The organism is Pseudomonas sp. ATCC PTA-122608 (assembly GCF_001952855.1).
Taxonomy (GTDB): Bacteria; Pseudomonadota; Gammaproteobacteria; order Pseudomonadales; family Pseudomonadaceae; genus Aquipseudomonas.
Map to the genome: position 1 here is coordinate 1 of NZ_LPNO01000026.1, position 15587 is coordinate 15587.

The 15587-nt window shown below is 59.9% G+C and carries 18 protein-coding genes and 1 tRNA gene; 11 read left to right on the forward strand and 8 right to left on the reverse strand.

Annotated features, from left to right (window positions below):
- Window positions 1-352: transposase (locus tag AU074_RS21880; protein WP_143503636.1), on the forward strand; the 352-nt coding region annotated here is incomplete at its 5' end.
- Window positions 353-392: 40 nt separating this feature from the next.
- On the opposite strand, the gene AU074_RS21885 is transcribed toward AU074_RS21880, so the two are convergent.
- The 3 genes from AU074_RS21885 to AU074_RS21895 form a co-directional block, all read right to left on the reverse strand.
- On the reverse strand, window positions 393-1691 hold the full coding sequence (locus AU074_RS21885) for an NAD(P)/FAD-dependent oxidoreductase (protein WP_076016476.1): 1299 nt from the start codon (window positions 1689-1691) through the stop codon (window positions 393-395).
- 60 nt (window positions 1692-1751) lie between these two features.
- Window positions 1752-1925 carry a DUF3094 family protein gene (locus AU074_RS21890; protein WP_076016477.1) on the reverse strand — a complete coding sequence of 58 codons (174 nt, stop codon included), beginning with the start codon at window positions 1923-1925 and terminating at the stop codon, window positions 1752-1754.
- An 89-nt stretch (window positions 1926-2014) separates the two neighbouring features.
- Window positions 2015-2644, reverse strand: a complete 630-nt coding sequence (locus tag AU074_RS21895; protein ID WP_076016478.1) for a DUF1780 domain-containing protein — start codon at window positions 2642-2644, stop codon at window positions 2015-2017.
- Window positions 2645-2746: 102 nt separating this feature from the next.
- Between AU074_RS21895 and AU074_RS21900 the strand changes: the two genes are divergently transcribed.
- The 3 genes from AU074_RS21900 (at window position 2747) to AU074_RS21910 (ending at window position 4181) form a co-directional block, all read left to right on the forward strand.
- Complete coding sequence (locus tag AU074_RS21900) at window positions 2747-3214, forward strand: FAD/FMN-containing dehydrogenase (RefSeq protein WP_076016479.1); 468 nt, start codon at window positions 2747-2749, stop codon at window positions 3212-3214.
- Window positions 3211-3900 (forward strand): energy-coupling factor ABC transporter permease, encoded by a 690-nt coding sequence (locus tag AU074_RS21905; protein ID WP_076016480.1) that lies wholly within the window; start codon window positions 3211-3213, stop codon window positions 3898-3900. Before AU074_RS21900 ends, AU074_RS21905 begins: the two co-directional genes overlap by 4 nt.
- A gap of 65 nt (window positions 3901-3965) precedes the next feature.
- Window positions 3966-4181 carry a hypothetical protein gene (locus AU074_RS21910; protein ID WP_003215917.1) on the forward strand — a complete coding sequence of 72 codons (216 nt, stop codon included), beginning with the start codon at window positions 3966-3968 and terminating at the stop codon, window positions 4179-4181.
- Here the strand turns inward: AU074_RS21910 and yacG are convergent.
- The 4 genes from yacG to AU074_RS21930 are packed head-to-tail and all read right to left on the reverse strand — an operon-like array spanning window position 4178 to window position 7078.
- The gene (gene yacG, locus AU074_RS21915; protein ID WP_063027056.1) at window positions 4178-4378 is read right to left on the reverse strand and encodes a DNA gyrase inhibitor YacG; all 201 of its coding nucleotides are present in this window, start codon (window positions 4376-4378) and stop codon (window positions 4178-4180) included. The genes AU074_RS21910 and yacG overlap by 4 nt on opposite strands.
- Window positions 4375-4998 (reverse strand): dephospho-CoA kinase, encoded by a 624-nt coding sequence (gene coaE, locus AU074_RS21920; protein ID WP_076016481.1) that lies wholly within the window; start codon window positions 4996-4998, stop codon window positions 4375-4377. Before coaE ends, yacG begins: the two co-directional genes overlap by 4 nt.
- The gene (locus tag AU074_RS21925) at window positions 4995-5873 is read right to left on the reverse strand and encodes an A24 family peptidase (RefSeq protein WP_371916642.1); all 879 of its coding nucleotides are present in this window, start codon (window positions 5871-5873) and stop codon (window positions 4995-4997) included. Before AU074_RS21925 ends, coaE begins: the two co-directional genes overlap by 4 nt.
- Complete coding sequence (locus AU074_RS21930; RefSeq protein ID WP_076016482.1) at window positions 5870-7078, reverse strand: type II secretion system F family protein; 1209 nt, start codon at window positions 7076-7078, stop codon at window positions 5870-5872. The genes AU074_RS21925 and AU074_RS21930 overlap by 4 nt, the downstream gene beginning before the upstream one ends.
- A gap of 200 nt (window positions 7079-7278) precedes the next feature.
- Between AU074_RS21930 and AU074_RS21935 the strand changes: the two genes are divergently transcribed.
- From AU074_RS21935 to AU074_RS21950, 4 genes are all read left to right on the forward strand, one after another.
- Window positions 7279-7692: a pilin gene (locus tag AU074_RS21935; protein WP_076016483.1), complete on the forward strand. Its 414-nt coding sequence runs from the start codon at window positions 7279-7281 to the stop codon at window positions 7690-7692.
- A gap of 86 nt (window positions 7693-7778) precedes the next feature.
- Entirely contained in the window at window positions 7779-9188 is a 1410-nt protein-coding gene (locus tag AU074_RS21940) for an O-antigen ligase (RefSeq protein WP_076016484.1), read from the forward strand.
- Between the two features lie 39 nt (window positions 9189-9227).
- Window positions 9228-9300 (forward strand) — tRNA-Thr (locus AU074_RS21945).
- Window positions 9301-9436: 136 nt separating this feature from the next.
- Entirely contained in the window at window positions 9437-9742 is a 306-nt protein-coding gene (locus AU074_RS21950; RefSeq protein WP_076016485.1) for a DUF6388 family protein, read from the forward strand.
- A 134-nt stretch (window positions 9743-9876) separates the two neighbouring features.
- Here the strand turns inward: AU074_RS21950 and nadC are convergent, their stop codons facing one another.
- Window positions 9877-10725, reverse strand: a complete 849-nt coding sequence (nadC, locus tag AU074_RS21960; protein ID WP_010175009.1) for a carboxylating nicotinate-nucleotide diphosphorylase — start codon at window positions 10723-10725, stop codon at window positions 9877-9879.
- Between the two features lie 281 nt (window positions 10726-11006).
- Between nadC and AU074_RS21965 the strand changes: the two genes are divergently transcribed.
- The 3 genes from AU074_RS21965 (at window position 11007) to ampE (ending at window position 14624) form a co-directional block, all read left to right on the forward strand.
- A complete protein-coding gene (locus tag AU074_RS21965) occupies window positions 11007-13166 on the forward strand; it encodes a DUF1631 domain-containing protein (protein WP_076016487.1) in 2160 nt (719 codons plus the stop codon).
- 61 nt (window positions 13167-13227) lie between these two features.
- Window positions 13228-13791, forward strand: coding sequence for a 1,6-anhydro-N-acetylmuramyl-L-alanine amidase AmpD (gene ampD, locus AU074_RS21970; protein ID WP_076016488.1), 564 nt, complete (start codon window positions 13228-13230; stop codon window positions 13789-13791).
- On the forward strand, window positions 13788-14624 hold the full coding sequence (gene ampE, locus AU074_RS21975) for a regulatory signaling modulator protein AmpE (protein WP_076016489.1): 837 nt from the start codon (window positions 13788-13790) through the stop codon (window positions 14622-14624). The genes ampD and ampE overlap by 4 nt, the downstream gene beginning before the upstream one ends.
- The last annotated feature ends 963 nt before the right edge of the window (window positions 14625-15587 follow it).

Below are 15587 nucleotides of genomic sequence, written 5' to 3' on the forward strand. Positions count from 1 at the left end.
GGTAGCACTGACGATGGCGTTTCAACGAGGCGAGTTTGAAAGTGCCGATGCCTATATCGCGTTCCTAGGAATGGACTTGAGGGTGTCTGACTCGGGGCAAATGAGCGGACGTCGATCACTGAGTAAAAAGGGGGACTCGGAGATCCGTCGGTTGCTGCATAACGCGGCGTCAGCAGGTATCAAGTCAAACGCTTGGAAACCGCTCTATCAAAGCTATCTGGGCAGAGGCCTGAAAACGACTCAGGCCTTGGTTATCATCGCTCGCAAGCTAGCGCGTATCGCGTTCTCCCTCATGAAAAACCAAAGTGAATACCAGTCGAAAGCGGTTTTGGGGGCTTCCCCTAAACCATAGAATCTCCCACACTAATCGAGTCCTATCCGGGAACGTGCTGTCAGTGCAGTTTCAGGCGCGGCTCAGTGCCTCGCCCAATCTTGCTCCCCAGCATCAGCATCGCCGTGCGGAAGAAGCCATACAGCGCCATCTGGTGCATGCGGTACAGCGACACATAAAACATCCGCGCCAGCCATCCTTCCAGCATCACGCTGCCCGTCAGGTTACCCATCAAGTTACCCACAGCCGAAAAACGCGACAGCGAAATCAGCGAGCCGTAGTCGGTGTACTTATACGACGGCAGGTCCTTGCCCTCGATCCGCAGCTTCAGCGACTTGGCCAGCAACGACGCCTGCTGGTGAGCCGCTTGGGCCCGTGGCGGCACATTGCGGTCGGTGCCGGTTTGCGGGCAGGCCGCGCAGTCACCAAAGGCGAAAATATTCTCGTCACGGGTGGTTTGCAGGGTCGGCAGCACTTGCAGTTGGTTGATACGGTTGGTTTCCAGGCCATCAATGTCCTTGAGGAACCCTGGCGCGCGAATCCCGGCAGCCCAGACCTTCAGGCTGGCCGGAATCACCTGGCCGCTGCTGGTGATAAGGGCGTCGGCCGTCACTTCACTCACGGCGGAGTTGGTCAGTACCGTCACTCCGAGTTTTTCCAGGGTTTTATGCACAGGCCCGCCAATACGCTCCGGCAGGGCAGGCAACACCCGTGGGCCGGCTTCGATCAGGGTGATGTGCATGTTTTCCGGCTTGATCTTGTCCAGGCCATAGGCAGCGAGTTCGTGCGCGGCGTTATGCAGTTCGGCGGCCAGCTCGACCCCCGTGGCACCGGCGCCGACGATGGCGACGCTGATCTGCTCTACCACGTCCGTCTGTCCGGCGTGGGCGCGCAGATAGTGGTTGAGCAACTGCTGATGGAAGCGCTCGGCCTGTTTGCGGGTGTCGAGGAACAGGCAGTGTTGCGCTGCGCCCTCGGTGCCGAAGTCATTGGTGGTGCTGCCGACGGCGATCACCAGGCTGTCGTAGTCCAGCACGCGCGCGGGCACCAGTTCACGGCCTTCTTCGTCGAGGGTGGCGGCCAGCTGGATTTTTTTCTGCTCGCGATCAAGCCCGCTCATGCGCCCCAGCTGGAACTCGAAGTGGTTCCATTTTGCCTGGGCAACATAATTGAGTTCGTCTTCCGAAGAGTTCAGCGAGCCCGCCGCCACTTCGTGGAGCAGGGGTTTCCAGATGTGGGTGAGGTTGGCGTCCACCAGCGTGATGCTGGCGGTGCCGCGCTTGCCCAGAGTCTTACCCAGGCGGGTAGCCAACTCCAGGCCGCCGGCGCCGCCGCCGACGATAATAATACGATGGGTCATGGGGATATCTCGCAAGGCTAAAAGAAATCGATGCAGTTACCCGAGCGAGCGCAAGGCAGCTCATAGCGTCAGGTAACTCAGAAGGCGGCTCAGCAAACCCAGGCCGATCACGGCAACCACCACCACGGCAAGGAGCAGCCAGGGCCGGAAAGGCTTGCGCTCGACTTGGTTCTGGGACAGTTGCAGGTACTCTTCGACATGCTGTTGGTCGTCGGGGTTCAGGCGGCTGGTCATAAAGGCCTCGTCAGGTAGACGTTGCTAAAGGGCGCCACGTTACAGTCGGGTGATTGGCGGCATTGACAGAAGCATAGTCGTTGACCCGATCACAGGCTGATGCCCACATCAAACACTATGCTGCGGCCCAGATTGTTGCGCAAGAAGTCCGGCGCGTCCGGATGCGCGAACAATACGCGGGCAAACGTCGGGCCCACCAGGGACAGCGAACGCCAGCCCTGGCGCAGGTACTCGGTGGGCGGCGGGAAATGACTGTTGAGGTCGAGTACTTCGCGCTTGAGGCTGGCGAAGGCGACGAGGTCGAGCTCCCCCAGGTCCATCCCGCGTTCTTTATAGTTGTGGGCCTTCTTGCGTAGGGTCGGCGCCAGGCGTAGCAGGAATTCGTGGGCGGGAATGCGCCGAGGCTTGGCTTCTCGCCGAACCAACTGGCTCAGGGAGAACGCGCTGCGCCGCCGCAACAGTTCGTCGCGCCACTCATCGTTCAGGCGCCGGCCTTCGTCGAGCACGAAAAACACCTCGAAACTGGCGTCGCGAAACAACACATCCGGCGGCTCCTGCCCGGCAGCATGGAACTCTTCGGCGCGGTAGGGCACGTTCAAGCCTTGTAACAGGCGCTGGCAGACCCAACGCTCACGCTCCCATTTGCGGGCATTGGACAGGAACGCGTTGGCTTGTTCGGCCGCTACGGTGAGCAGGCGCAAATAATCTGAGTCATCCATGTCACCAGCTTAGCGTCCAAATGATGACCGCAGGAAGTCCCGCGTCAAAAGGTCGGTGTAGACTGGCCACTCGACAGTTTCCCATGGCATGAGGAGTATGCAGTGAAGTTTTTTGTGGTGCTGTTCTTGAGTCTTTTGCCCGTGTGGGCCCAAGCCGTCGAAGTGGGTGAGCGTGTTGCACCCTGGACCTTGCTTGACCAGTTCGACCAGGCCTACACCCTGGATGACCAGGCGCAGACCTTGCTGGTCGCCCGCAGCATGGACGCCGCCAAAATCGTCGACGCGGCGCTGCAAGGCCAGCCCAAGGGTTATCTGGAGGCACGGCATGCGGTGTTTCTCGCCGATATCCAGCGCATGCCCCGGCTGATTGCGAAGATGTTCGCGGTGCCGGCCATGCAGGCCTACAACTATCGCGTCATGCTCGACCGTGATGCCCGTGTAACCCCGCGCTATCCGGCACCTGTGGATAAAGTGCTGTGGCTGCAACTGGATCACGGGAAGTTGGTGGCGCAGCACGAGTACGACTCCGCCGCTGAACTGCGCCAGGCCCTGGAGCAGGTGCAGCCGTGATCAGCGCAGCGGTGCTGGCGCCGGAAACCCTTAGCATCGGCTGGTTGCTGTATGCGCCGGTGGTGATGTGGGCGCTCCTGCGATCGCCGTGGGTCGAGCTGTTTGCTGACCGGCGGCGCCAGCATTTGCTGTTTGGCACGGTGTTCGCGCTGTTCATGTTGTGGTTGGTACGTCGGGATTTCGATACAGGGGTGTCCTACCACTTCATCGGCATGACCGCCGTGACCTTGCTGCTTGATTGGCCCCTGGCGATCGTCGGCGGGTTTGCCGCACAGCTCGGCCTGGTATTGCTCGGTCGCCAGGACCTGGCAGCCGTGGGCATCAACGGCATGCTGCTGGTCGTGTTGCCGGTACTGGTCACTGAAGGCTGTGCGCTGCTGGTGGAGCGGGCGAAGCCACGTAATCCCTTTGTGTATATCTTCTGTTCGGGCTTTTTCGCAGCAGCGCTGTCGGCCTTGATGTGCCTGCTGGTGGGCCTGGGCTTGTTGTGGTTCGACGGTCGTTTCGCGATGCCGGAGTGGATCGAGGATTTCGTCGGTTACTTGTGGCTGATCATTTTTCCCGAGGCCTTTATCAACGGCATGGTGATCAGCGCCCTGGTGGTGTTTTGCCCGGAGTGGCTGGAGACGTTCAACCGTACCCGCTACCTCTCGGCGCCCTGGAAGGATGACGATACCGGGCCTTGATCCAGGTCAAATCCCGCACACGCGAGTGGTCTCATGCTCTGCAAAATTTCCAGGAGCACGGAATCATGAGTGTGTACGAATGGGCACGGCAAGAGTTACGCAGAAGCCAGGACGCGGCGCAGGAAATCGGCTTTGACCCGGGCTTGACCCTGCGCGCCATGCTCAGTGCGGTGGTGCAGCAGAGCAAGGGCGTGCGCAGTTTTGAAGACCTGGCCGACGAGCTGCAATACCTCGCAGAGAATCTCGACGACCAGCAGGACTATGGCTTTATGCGGCCTTAGTGTTTGGGCTGAAAGTCTTCTGAGAACAGTTCGTCCTCGGCGTCCGGGCTGACCGGGATCTTGTGTTCTTCCGACGCCCAGGCGCCCAGGTCGATCAGTTTGCAACGGTCCGAGCAGAACGGGCGGTTGGGGTTTTCCGCTTTCCATTCCACGGGTGCGCCGCAGGTTGGGCATTCGACGGTCAAGGGTTGGCTCATGATCGGCCTCCACGCAAAGTAAGGTAAAAGTGGTGCAGTCGCTCGACCTCGGCATGCAGCCGGGCCAGGTCCTGGTCATTGACCAGCACGTCATCGGCATGGCGCAGGCGGTCTTCACGGGTGGCCTGGGCCTTGAGAATCGCCTGCACCTGCGCTTCGCTGATGCCATCGCGCTGCAGGGTACGCTGAATCTGCAACGATTGCGGCACGTCGATCACCAGCACCCGCTGGGTCATGGTGTACTGGCCGGACTCGATCAGTAACGGCGACACCAGAATTGCGTAAGGCGATTTGGCACGCGCCAGATGGCTGCGAATCTCCTCGGCGATCAGCGGGTGCAGCAACGCTTCCAGCCAGAGGCGTTCCTCGGGCACTTCGAAGATCAGCTTGCGCAGCGCCCCACGGTCCAACTGCCCGTCAGGCTGCAGCACGCTTGCACCGAAATGCTCGGCAATTTGCGCAAGGGCCGGGCGCCCGGGTTCGACTACCCAACGCGCAGCGTGGTCGGCGTCAATCAGGTCCACGCCTAGCCGTACGAAGTGTTCGGCTGCCGCGCTTTTGCCACTGCCGATGCCGCCAGTGAGGCCAAGAATCCAGGGTGTTGCAACAGGAGTGGTCATCTGAAACCGACAGACTGCAAATAGAAGTCGGTTATTTGACCACCCCAGAGCAATGCAATCCAGCCGGCAATTGCCAGATACGGACCAAAAGGCATTGGAACCGACACTTGGGCTTTGCGCAGGCGCAATAGAATCAGGCCACCCATCACGCCCACCAGGGACGACAGCAGCAGCGTCATCGGCAGGATCTGCCAGCCGCCCCAGGCGCCGAGCATTGCCAGTAGCTTGAAATCACCGTAACCCATCCCGTCCTTGCCGGTGATCAGCTTGAACAGCCAGAACACCGACCACAGGCTCATGTAGCCGGCCACGGTGCCCCACAGCGCATCGGGCAATGACACAAAAACGCCAAAGCTGTTGAGGATCAGGCCCAGCCACAGCAACGGCAGCACCAGCGCATCTGGCAGCAGTTGATGGTCTACGTCGATCAGGCTCATCGCCAGCAAGCCCCAACTCAACACCATTGCCGCGCCGGCTGCCCAGCCGAAACCGAAATGCCAGGCGACAACCGCCGAGATCAACCCGCACGCCAATTCGGTGAAGGGGTAACGCGCGCCGATAGGTGAATGGCAACTTGAGCAGCGCCCTCTGAGCAGGAGGTAACTGAGCAGCGGAATATTCTCCCAGGGGCGAATCGGGTGGTTGCAGTGTGGGCAACAGGAGTTGGGGCGCATCAAGTTATAGGGCGCCGCGATGGGCTCGGCGGGAAGGCCAAGGACTTCATGGGCCTGGGCTCGCCATTCACGCTCCAGCATCTTCGGCAGGCGCCATACCAGCACGTTGATAAAGCTGCCGACAATCAAGCCCAGCAGCAATGCGCCTGATACAAATACCCATGGCTGATAAACAAGGATCTCAGTCAGTGACGTGCTCAAAAGGCGGTACCGAGTTGAAAGATCGGCAGGTACATGGCGAGCACCAATGCCCCGACGATGCCCCCGAGTACCACCATGATCAGCGGTTCCATCAGGCTGGTGAGGTTGTCCACCAGGTTATCGACGTCGGCCTCGTAGTGGTTGGCGACTTTTTCCAGCATGGTGTCGAGGGTGCCCGACTCCTCGCCGATAGCGGTCATCTGGATCGCCATGCCTGGAAACAGGCCGCTCACGGCCATGGATTCATTCAATTGGGTTCCGGTTGATACGTCGTGCCGCATATGATTGATTGCCTGTTTGAACAGTCCATTACCCGTAGCACTGGCCACGGAATCCAATGCTTGCACCAGGGGGACGCCAGCCGCAAAGGTGGTCGAGAGCGTGCGGGCGTAGCGCGCTACCGCCGATTTTTTCAGCAGTGTGCCTGCCACCGGTGCTTTCAACAAACTGGCATCGAGCCAGTGGCGAAAGCCTGTGGACGAGCGATAGGCTTTGCGCAGTCCCGCGAAACCGGTGCCCGCGACCAAAATCAGTACCCACCAGTGGTGTTGCATGAACTCCGACAGACTGATGACCGCCAAGGTAAAGCCCGGCAGCTGCGCGTCGACGCCGGCAAACAGGCCCTGGAACTGTGGCACAACGTGAATCAGCAAGATCGCACTGACAAGGGTGGCGACGGCCAGCACCGTCATGGGATAGGTCATCGCCTTCTTGATTCTGGCTTTCAACTGCTCGCTTTTTTCCAGGTGGGTGGCGACTCGTTCCAGCAGCGCTTCGAGCGCGCCCGCCTGCTCCCCCGCCGCAATCAGGTTGCAGTACAGTTCATCGAAGTAGCGCGGCTGTTTCTGCAAGGCGACAGACAGGCTGCTGCCGGCGGCGATCTCCTGTTTCAAGGCTTGTACGAGGCTGCGCATATGCCGGTTGTCGAAGCCTTCGGCGATGATATCCAGTGCTTGCAGAAGCGCGATGCCGGCCTTTAATAGCGTCGCTAACTGGCGGGTGAAGAGGGCAATCTCCGCGGGTTTGACCGACGGAGCGAGACCCGGCCAGCCCGTAGATTTTTTGCGTACGCGGCCAGGGTTGATGCCTTGCTGGCGCAACAGTGCTTTGACCAGTGCAGGGTTGTGACCGCTGGTTTCTCCCGAGACCTTGCGCCCTTTGCGGTTGATGCCTTCCCAGACATAGATCGCTGAAACATCATTCATTTCGCAGTTCCGCACACAGACAGTGGAAGATTTATAGCTTAGTCAGGTGACGGATTCGGGCAGGGTCGCCTTGAACGAAAAAATGTCAGTTTGTGCGTCTTGTTCAGCATTGGCCGCGCGGGGGTGAGTACACTGGCGCGGTTGCCGAGCGGGGTGCAGGAAGCGCCTCGCGATAGGTTTTATTCTGGAGAGTGAATGTGATGCGTCAGAAAGGTTTTACCTTGATCGAATTGTTGATCGTCGTGGCAATCATCGGCATTTTGGCCACCATCGGCCTGCCCATGTACACCAAGCACCAGGCCAAGGCCAAGTTCACCGCAGGGCTGGCCGAGGTCTCCGCATTGAAGGCCGGCTTTGAAGACACGCTGAACCAGGGTACTGCGCCAACCCTGGCGTTGATTGGCGGGACCAGCCCAACGGCCAACTGCAGGATTGACGTGACCGGCGACATCGCCACCGGTGCTGGCACGATTGCCTGTGAAATCCTCGACGCACCCGCGCCGGTCCTGGGCAAAATCATCACCTTGACCCGTAATGCCACGACTGGCTGGAAGTGCACCACCACGGCAGAAGACCAATACGCTGCCAAGGGTTGTACTTCCGGCGGCGCCTGATCCGAAGGTCGGCTACTGTTTACGCAACAATCGAGAGCGTGTGCGTAAACCGCTCCATACCTGCCACAAGGAAGTAGAGGGTGCCGATGACGTTGTCTGTTCAGCAGCGGGGAAACATATTCCTCATCGTGGTCATGTGTCTGCTGACGCTGGCTATCTGCGCGCCGTTCAGTAGTCATGACTGGCAGCGTGTGGTGCAGATATCGGTGGCGATATGTGCGGTGTTGTATGGGCTGTGTTTGCCGCAGGCCGGGCGATGCGTTGATAGGCCGACAGCGCTCGGGGTGTCGCTGATTGGGGCAGCGGGGCTGGTTTCGGCCCTGTTGGCCCATCAGCCACTCTGGGCGTTGACGGAGCTGGCGCTGCTCATCGGTTGTGGCGCCATTGCGGTTGCTTTCAGCCAGGTCAGGCGCAATGGGGACGAGTCCCTGGATCGCGTACTGATCCTGTTCGTATTGTTGTTGTGCCTGTTTAAAAGTGCTCAATATCTGCACGCTGGCATCCTCGCCTTTACCAGCGGTGAAACGGTCGTAAACCCCGATTTGCTGTTGTCCGGATTTTCCAACAAGCGCTTCTACGGTCAGTTCCAGACCTTCACCCTGCCACTGCTGGCCCTTCCCTTGCTGGTTTCAAACGTCGCTCGTCCAGCGCGGGGCGCGGTGTTTGCGCTGCTCTGTGTTTGGTGGCTGATCGCGATCAGTGGTGGTACCCGCGGCACGTGGCTCGGTATGGGTATTGCGAGCTTCGTACTGGTGTTTTTGGGGCAGCATGGTCGCCGCTGGGTGGCCTGGCAGTTGGCGGCACTGGTTAGCGGGTTGTTGCTGTACTGGCTGGTGTTCAGCGTGCTGGCAACGTACCTGGGGATTGAAATTTCCAACGCCGCTGCAGACCGCCTGACCACCAGTTTGTCCGGGCGTGGACCTATCTGGTCGCAGGCCTGGAACATGATTCTTGAGCGTCCTTCGCTGGGTTTCGGGCCGATGCATTTTGCCGACATCGCCAACGACATTGCTGCTCACCCACACCAGGCAATTCTGCAATGGGCCAGCGAATGGGGTGTGCCGTCAACGCTGTGCGTGATTGCGTTGGTTGCGTGGGCGGGTTGGGCAACCGTGGGTGTGTTACGCGATCGTGGGTTGTTGTGGGCGCGCGTGGACCTACTGCGCCTGTGCCTGTTTGCCTCGCTGGTCGGTGCGCTGACCCAGGCCATGGTGGATGGCGTGATTGTGATGCCTGTTTCGCAACTCTGGCTGGCGCTGGTGGCCGGGTGGTTGATGGCATTGCATGTGTGGCGAACTCCACCGGTCGCCCCGGCGCCATTGCTTTACAAAATGTGGATGATGGCGAGCGTCGTGGCCGTCGGCTTGTTGGTGTTCGTCGCGATTCGTGATGTGCCTGGCCTCACGGCGCGTAGCGAGCACTACATGGGCCTGAGTAACGGTCACCTGCAGCCGCGCTTTTGGGTGCAAGGTGTGATTGCCCTCGAAAAGCAGTGAGTTGCCGGACGCCCAAGGCAGTGCTAGCTTTAGCCCACCGCCCGTGTAGCTCAGCCGGTAGAGCAGCGCACTCGTAACGCGAAGGTCGCAGGTTCGATTCCTGTCTCGGGCAAAAAGGCAACACAGTTTTCAGATGATCCCAGAATGGTTCTGAAGGCCAGACGAACCGGTATTCATGCCTGTTCTTTTGTATCTGCGCAACCTTGATGACCCAGATGCATCCCCATTCCTCGATCTAAGAGAACGACATGACCATACAAGAAATGACCCAGGAAGCGCGGCACGAAGCAGCCCTCAAAAAGTACGTTGCGGAGTCGCCGGAACTGCTGGATGAGATCAAGGACCTGAGCGCCGATGATCAAAGGGACCAGATCCAATGGTCATTTGAAGATGAGGCCGAAGCCCAGGGCTTGCAGCCATGGGAACTGACCCTGAAATACACCACCACCCCGGAAGAATTCGAGGCGGCACGCCTGGCTTTGCACAAGGAGGCTGCCGAGGTGCTGGGTGTGGACTGGAACGAGTATTGCGGGATGAACAATCTCGCGATCTGACACGAGTTTACTGTGGCGAGGGAGCTTGCTCCCGCTGGAGTGCGCAGCGCTCCCAAGTTTTTTGGGGTCGCTTCGCAACCCAGCGGGAGCAAGCTCCCTCGCCACAAAAGCTTGCGCTTACATTTAGGGGCGTTTCAGAGACTAAGCCGCATCGACAAATCCACCGCCTTCACATCCTTGGTCATCGCCCCGATGGAGATGTAGTCCACGCCGGTTTCAGCGATGGGCAGCAAGGTGCTTTCGTTAATCCCTCCACTGGCTTCCAGCTTGGCTTTGCCGCCGTTCAGGCGCACCGCTTCGCGCATGTCATCCAGGCTCAGCTCATCCAGCATGATGATGTCGGCGCCCGCCGCCAGTGCTTCGCGCAGTTCTTCCAGGCTTTCCACTTCGATTTCCACCGGCTTGCCCGGGGCGATCTTGTGGGCGGCGCTGATGGCCTGGGCAATGCCACCGCAGGCCGCGATATGGTTTTCCTTGATCAGGAACGCGTCATACAGGCCGATGCGGTGGTTGTGGCAACCGCCGCAGGTCACTGCATATTTTTGCGCCAGGCGCAGGCCGGGCAGGGTCTTGCGGGTATCCAGCAGCTTGACCTGGGTGGACGCGACAAAGTCCGCCAGGTATTGAGCTCGAGTGGCAACGCCTGACAGCAATTGCAGGAAATTCAGCGCGCAACGCTCACCACTGAGTAGCGAACGGGCTGGCCCTTCGAGGTGAAACAGCACCTGGTTCGGGCTGACACGTTCGCCGTCACGCACCTGCCAATGCACCGCGACACGCGGGTCCAACTGGCGAAACACCGCCTCCACCCAAGCCGTGCCGCTGATAACGGCGGCATCCCTGGTGATGATCGTGGCCTTGGCCAGGCGTTCGGCCGGGATCAGCTGCGCGGTGATATCGCCGCTGCCGATGTCTTCCAGCAGTGCGCGACGCACGTTGGCTTCGATTTCAGCGGTCAGGTCGGCTAGACGAAGATTGGGCATAACAGGCTCCACAAACAAAGTGCCTGGATTATAGGGGCAGGGCGGGCCCGAACCCAAGACGACAGGCGCCACTGGCGCGGCTTGAGGTGCTCATTTACACAGCGATCACAGAGTTTGCTGGCGCAACAACCTCCATTTGCAAGATAATCTCGCGCCTTGCAATTGGCGTCATAGCTTTGACGTTACAGTGATAGCCCGATTTTCGCAGTGCTCCGGGGTACTTTGCCCCGTCGCCGTCCGATCTTTCACAAAATCGAATACCGCCGTTTCAGGAGGCCAGGATGCACAAAGACGGGAAGGTGGTGCCGATCAATAAGGCACGGGCGACGCCGTCGCCGCTCGCCCGCCTGCCGGTGGTGTTGCTCCAGGTCCGTGACAAGGCGGCGCAGCAGCTTAAACAGGGGCTGCAGGAGCTGTTCGATAACGCCGACGACACCCTGTTCGAAATGGCCGACAAGTCCCGCAGTAACGTCGACCACGGTATTTTCTTTGAAGCCATGCGCGACTTGCGCCTCAAGCGCAAGAATTTCGAGCGCGGCTTCATGGAGCAGCTCTACGAGGCGTTTGCCAATCTTGGCAACGTGGAGCGCGGTGAGCTGCAACTGATTCCGGTGGTGTCCTACGCGGCGGTGCCCGGCGCCTCAAGCGACGAGCTGGAAAAAGCCGTCGCCCTCGAGGCCATGCTGGGCAAGGTGCTGCGCCGTGATGGCCTGGCCCTTGCGCAGTTGACGGCACGCCTGAACGCCTTGCTCGACAAACGCCTGGATGATCGCGATAACCCACTGGGCCCGGCAATGCTCTGCGCGTTCTTTCTGCAAGCGGGACGCAGCCTTGGCGTGGAGATTCGGGTCAAGCTGATCATCCTCAAACTGTTTGAAAAATACGTCCTCAGTGACGCCGACTTGTTGTACGGCGAAGCCAACCAGTTGCTGATCGCCACCGGCGTATTGCCCGAACTCAAGGCGGTGCCATCGCGGCGTGCGGTCGCCACCGCCGATTTGCCTGAGGACACCCCACCGACTACCGGCCATCCCGCAGACGATAGCGGGCAGGAAGTCTTCGCGGCGTTGCAGGAATTGCTGACTGCGGTGCGCGGCAGTGTGGCCCCCACCCTTGAAGCCAGCGCCGAGACCCAGCCAATCTCCACCCGTGACTTGCTGCGCCTGCTCTCGCATTTGCAGCAATACGTGCCTGCGCCCGAGGTCGAGGATGACTTCGACCTGCGCAACCATCTGGAACAATTGTTGACCCGGGTCAGCGTAAAGAGCGGCAAGTCACGGGTGGTTGAGGACGCCGACGAGGACGTAATCAACCTGATCGCCATGCTCTTCGAGTTCATTCTCGATGACAGCACGGTGCCTGAGTCCCTCAAGGCCCTGATCGCCCGCCTGCAGATTCCGATGTTGAAAGTGGCGGTGCTCGACAAGAGTTTTTTCAGTCACGCCAACCACCCAGCGCGACGCCTGCTCAATGAAATCGCTGCGGCAGCCATGGGCTGGAGCCGGCGCGACGATTATCAGCGCGACAGCTTGTACGTGCACATCGAGCAGGTAGTGCAGCGCTTGCTGAACGATTTTGTCGATGACCCGGCGATTTTTTCCCAGTTGCTGGCAGAGTTCACCGCGTTTACCCATGACGAGCGGCGCCGCAGCGAGTTACTGGAGCAACGTACCCGTGATGCGGAAGAAGGACGGGCCCGTACCGAAATCGCCCGCCAGCGGGTGGCCGAGGCCCTCAATCTGCGGCTGTTGGGCAAAGTCTTGCCCGAGTTCGTGGTGCAGTTCCTGCAGCAGGCCTGGAGCCAGGTACTGTTGTTGGCCTGCCTGAAGCACGGCGAACACTCCCCACAATGGGCGGCCGGGTTGCGCACCATGGATGAGTTGATCTGGAGTGTCGGCCTGAGTGAAGACACCGAAGCGGGGCGGCACTTGCTGGAGCAGTTGCCTGAATTGCTCAAGGCGCTGCGGGACGGGTTGAGCGGCGCCGCGTTTGATCCTTTCATAACGCGGGAATTTTTCACGCAATTGCAGACGCTGCATGTCCTGTCTTTCCGGGGCAATGCCGACGGAAAGTCTTCGTTGTCGCAAGTTGAGGTGCGCGAGGCATTCGTCCTCAGTCCCGCCGCACTGGCCGTTTCGGTGAGCCTGCCGGACGATGACCCCGACCTGCTCAAGGTTCGCCAACTGCGAGTCGGTTGCTGGGTCGAATTCCAGGAAGACCCTGAAAACACCCTGCGCTGCAAGCTGACGGCGATTATTGCGCCGGCCAATACCTGTATTTTTGTCAACCGCACCGGCCTCAAGGTATTGGAAAAAAGCCCGGTAGAACTGGCATTGGAGTTCAAGCGCGGCGCGGTGCGAACCCTCGATGATGCGTTGCTGTTCGACCGCGCACTGGCCTCGGTGATTGGCAACCTGCGCCAACTTCATCGCGCCAAGTGATCGCAACCGGATAGCGGAACGCGGCATACTGAGTCACTCGAGCCTCGTTCAAGGAACCTGTATGCAGTTGGACCCCGCCAGCGGTTGGTGCCAGGGCATTCGTCATTGCCCTTCACCCAACTTCAACGAGCGCCCTGGTGGCGAGATTTCCCTGTTGGTGGTGCACAACATCAGCCTGCCACCGGCGCAATTCGCCACCGGCAAGGTGCATGAATTTTTCCAGAATCGTCTGGATGTCACGGAACATCCCTACTTTGAAGGTATTGCCGACCTACGGGTTTCTGCGCATTTTCTGATTGAGCGTGATGGCGCGGTGACGCAATTTGTTTCGTGCCTGGACAGGGCTTGGCATGCCGGCGTATCGAGCTTCGAGGGCCGTGAAACCTGTAACGACTTTTCCCTGGGAATCGAGCTGGAAGGTACCGATGACCTGCCTTTCACCGATGCCCAGTATCAATCCCTGATTGCCCTGACGCGCCAGTTGTTGGCGGCGTACCCGGGCATTACCCGCCAGCGCATTTGTGGCCATAGCGATATCGCCCCGGGACGCAAGACCGATCCCGGACCCGCTTTTGATTGGGCGCGCTTTCGCAGCGCCTTGCAGGATGGAGGACACGCACAATGAGTTTTCTGGTGTTGGTGTTGGCGGTATGGATCGAGAAATTCTCGGCCCTGCGCCAGCGTATACAACGTGATGGGGGTTGGCTGCGGGAGCTGGCCAAGCTGGAAGCGAGCGCCAGCCTGGGCAAACGGCCGTGGCTGATCCTCGCGCTGCTGGTGCTGCTGCCGGTGGCTTTGCTCGCGCTGTTGCTGCTGGTGCTGGAACCAGTGGCTTATGGCCTGTTGGCGCTGCCGGTGCATCTGCTGGTGGTGATCTACAGCCTGGGCCGTGGCGATCTATTGGCCGGGTTGGGACCGTTTCGTGATGCCTGGCGCCGGGGTGACCTGCAAGCGGCCGAGCATGTGGCCGAGCGTGACTTGAGCATCAGCGCTGACAGTGGCGAGCAACTGCTGGAGCGGGTCCAGGGCCATCTGTTGTGGCAGGCTTACCAAAGCTTCTTTGCGGTGATTTTCTGGTACTTCCTCCTCGGGCCAGTGGCCGCCTTGGCCTACCGGCTGCTGGCGCTGGCGACCGAGAACAGCAAGAACCCACTGGTGGCCGAGCGTGCGGGGCAATTGCGCCATGCATTCGACTGGTTGCCCGTGCGCCTGCTGGCGGCAAGTTTTGCCTTGGTAGGCAACTTCGTGGCGGTTGGCCGGGTGATGTTGCATGAGCTGCTGAGCTGGGACATCAGCGCGGCACAACTGGTAGAAAAAGTGGGCCTGGTGGCCGCTGAAATCCCGCCGCCGGTGGTGGGCGCCGAAGGTATCAACAGCCTCGATCGAATCTGGGAACTGCTGCTGCGCGCCGCCGTGCTGTGGTATGCCGGCTTCGCCATCTGGACCGTGTTGCCCTGATCCACGCCTCTCTGTAGGAGCGAGCTTGCTCGCGAAAAACGTCAAGACACCGCGCGCGTCCAGATAGCGCGCGTTCTCGTTGACGTTCTTCGCGAGCCAGCTCGCTCCTACCTCGTTAACCTTAAGTTACAAACCTCCTTTTCGAATTGAGCTATACAGACAGAGCGCCAAATAGTGGCTATCTGCCGCCGCCCTGCGCCCTCAATAAAAATAAAAGAAAAGGGAGTTCACCTGTGAAGAGCTTGCTCTATCCCGCCGTCGCGTTCATGAACCGCCTGACCTTCGGCATGAAGTTCAGCCTTATCAGCGTGCTGTTCCTGTTGCCCATGCTGGCCACCAACTATTACCTGGTGCGCGACTCCTGGCGTGAGTTCCAGGGCACCCGCATTGAGCTGCAAAGCCTCGACCTGCTGGGCAGCAGCCTGGCCCTGCGGCGCGACCTGGAAACCCTGAACAACCAAGTGCAGATCAACGCAACCCTCGGCCAGTCAGGCAAGGCCGGCGATTTTGAAAGCAAGATCGTCGCCCTGGAAGAGAGCCTGCTGCAGCGCTTGCAAAGCTTGCACGCTCTGTCCGCCGACCCCGAGCAAGCCGCCGCCTTCGAAGCCAAGCGCGATGAAATGATCGCCGCCTTCAAGGCCCAGCAACAGGAAACCTCGCTGCTGAGCAAAAGCGCGCTGATCGGCAAACTCCTCAACAAGGCGCAGATGCTCAGCCAGATCATCGCCAGCCAGTCGGGCTTGAGCCGCGATCCACAAGGCGACCTGCGCCAACTCAGCGAACTGATCACCAGCGTCACCCCGCAAGTCACCCAAACCCTGGGCGAAGGCCGGGCAATGGGCGCTTATTCGTTGGGCCAGGGCTTTCTCAACTCGTCCTCCAGCACTCGTTTTGATGAATTGTTGCAGCAACTGGAAAAACTCCAGGCCGAATATGGCCTGAAACTGCAAGATGCCCTCGGCT

What these genes read in the sequence shown, in the direction of transcription:
- AU074_RS21885 (WP_076016476.1), bottom strand. Translation starts at nt 1,691, where the DNA reads ATGACCCATCGTATTATTATCGTCGGCGGCGGCGCCGGCGGCCTGGAG.
- AU074_RS21890 (WP_076016477.1), bottom strand. Translation starts at nt 1,925, where the DNA reads ATGACCAGCCGCCTGAACCCCGACGACCAACAGCATGTCGAAGAGTAC.
- AU074_RS21895 (WP_076016478.1), bottom strand. Translation starts at nt 2,644, where the DNA reads ATGGATGACTCAGATTATTTGCGCCTGCTCACCGTAGCGGCCGAACAA.
- AU074_RS21910 (WP_003215917.1), top strand. Translation starts at nt 3,966, where the DNA reads ATGAGTGTGTACGAATGGGCACGGCAAGAGTTACGCAGAAGCCAGGAC.
- yacG (WP_063027056.1), bottom strand. Translation starts at nt 4,378, where the DNA reads ATGAGCCAACCCTTGACCGTCGAATGCCCAACCTGCGGCGCACCCGTG.
- coaE (WP_076016481.1), bottom strand. Translation starts at nt 4,998, where the DNA reads ATGACCACTCCTGTTGCAACACCCTGGATTCTTGGCCTCACTGGCGGC.
- AU074_RS21930 (WP_076016482.1), bottom strand. Translation starts at nt 7,078, where the DNA reads ATGAATGATGTTTCAGCGATCTATGTCTGGGAAGGCATCAACCGCAAA.
- AU074_RS21935 (WP_076016483.1), top strand. Translation starts at nt 7,279, where the DNA reads ATGCGTCAGAAAGGTTTTACCTTGATCGAATTGTTGATCGTCGTGGCA.
- AU074_RS21940 (WP_076016484.1), top strand. Translation starts at nt 7,779, where the DNA reads ATGACGTTGTCTGTTCAGCAGCGGGGAAACATATTCCTCATCGTGGTC.
- AU074_RS21950 (WP_076016485.1), top strand. Translation starts at nt 9,437, where the DNA reads ATGACCATACAAGAAATGACCCAGGAAGCGCGGCACGAAGCAGCCCTC.
- nadC (WP_010175009.1), bottom strand. Translation starts at nt 10,725, where the DNA reads ATGCCCAATCTTCGTCTAGCCGACCTGACCGCTGAAATCGAAGCCAAC.
- AU074_RS21965 (WP_076016487.1), top strand. Translation starts at nt 11,007, where the DNA reads ATGCACAAAGACGGGAAGGTGGTGCCGATCAATAAGGCACGGGCGACG.
- ampD (WP_076016488.1), top strand. Translation starts at nt 13,228, where the DNA reads ATGCAGTTGGACCCCGCCAGCGGTTGGTGCCAGGGCATTCGTCATTGC.
- ampE (WP_076016489.1), top strand. Translation starts at nt 13,788, where the DNA reads ATGAGTTTTCTGGTGTTGGTGTTGGCGGTATGGATCGAGAAATTCTCG.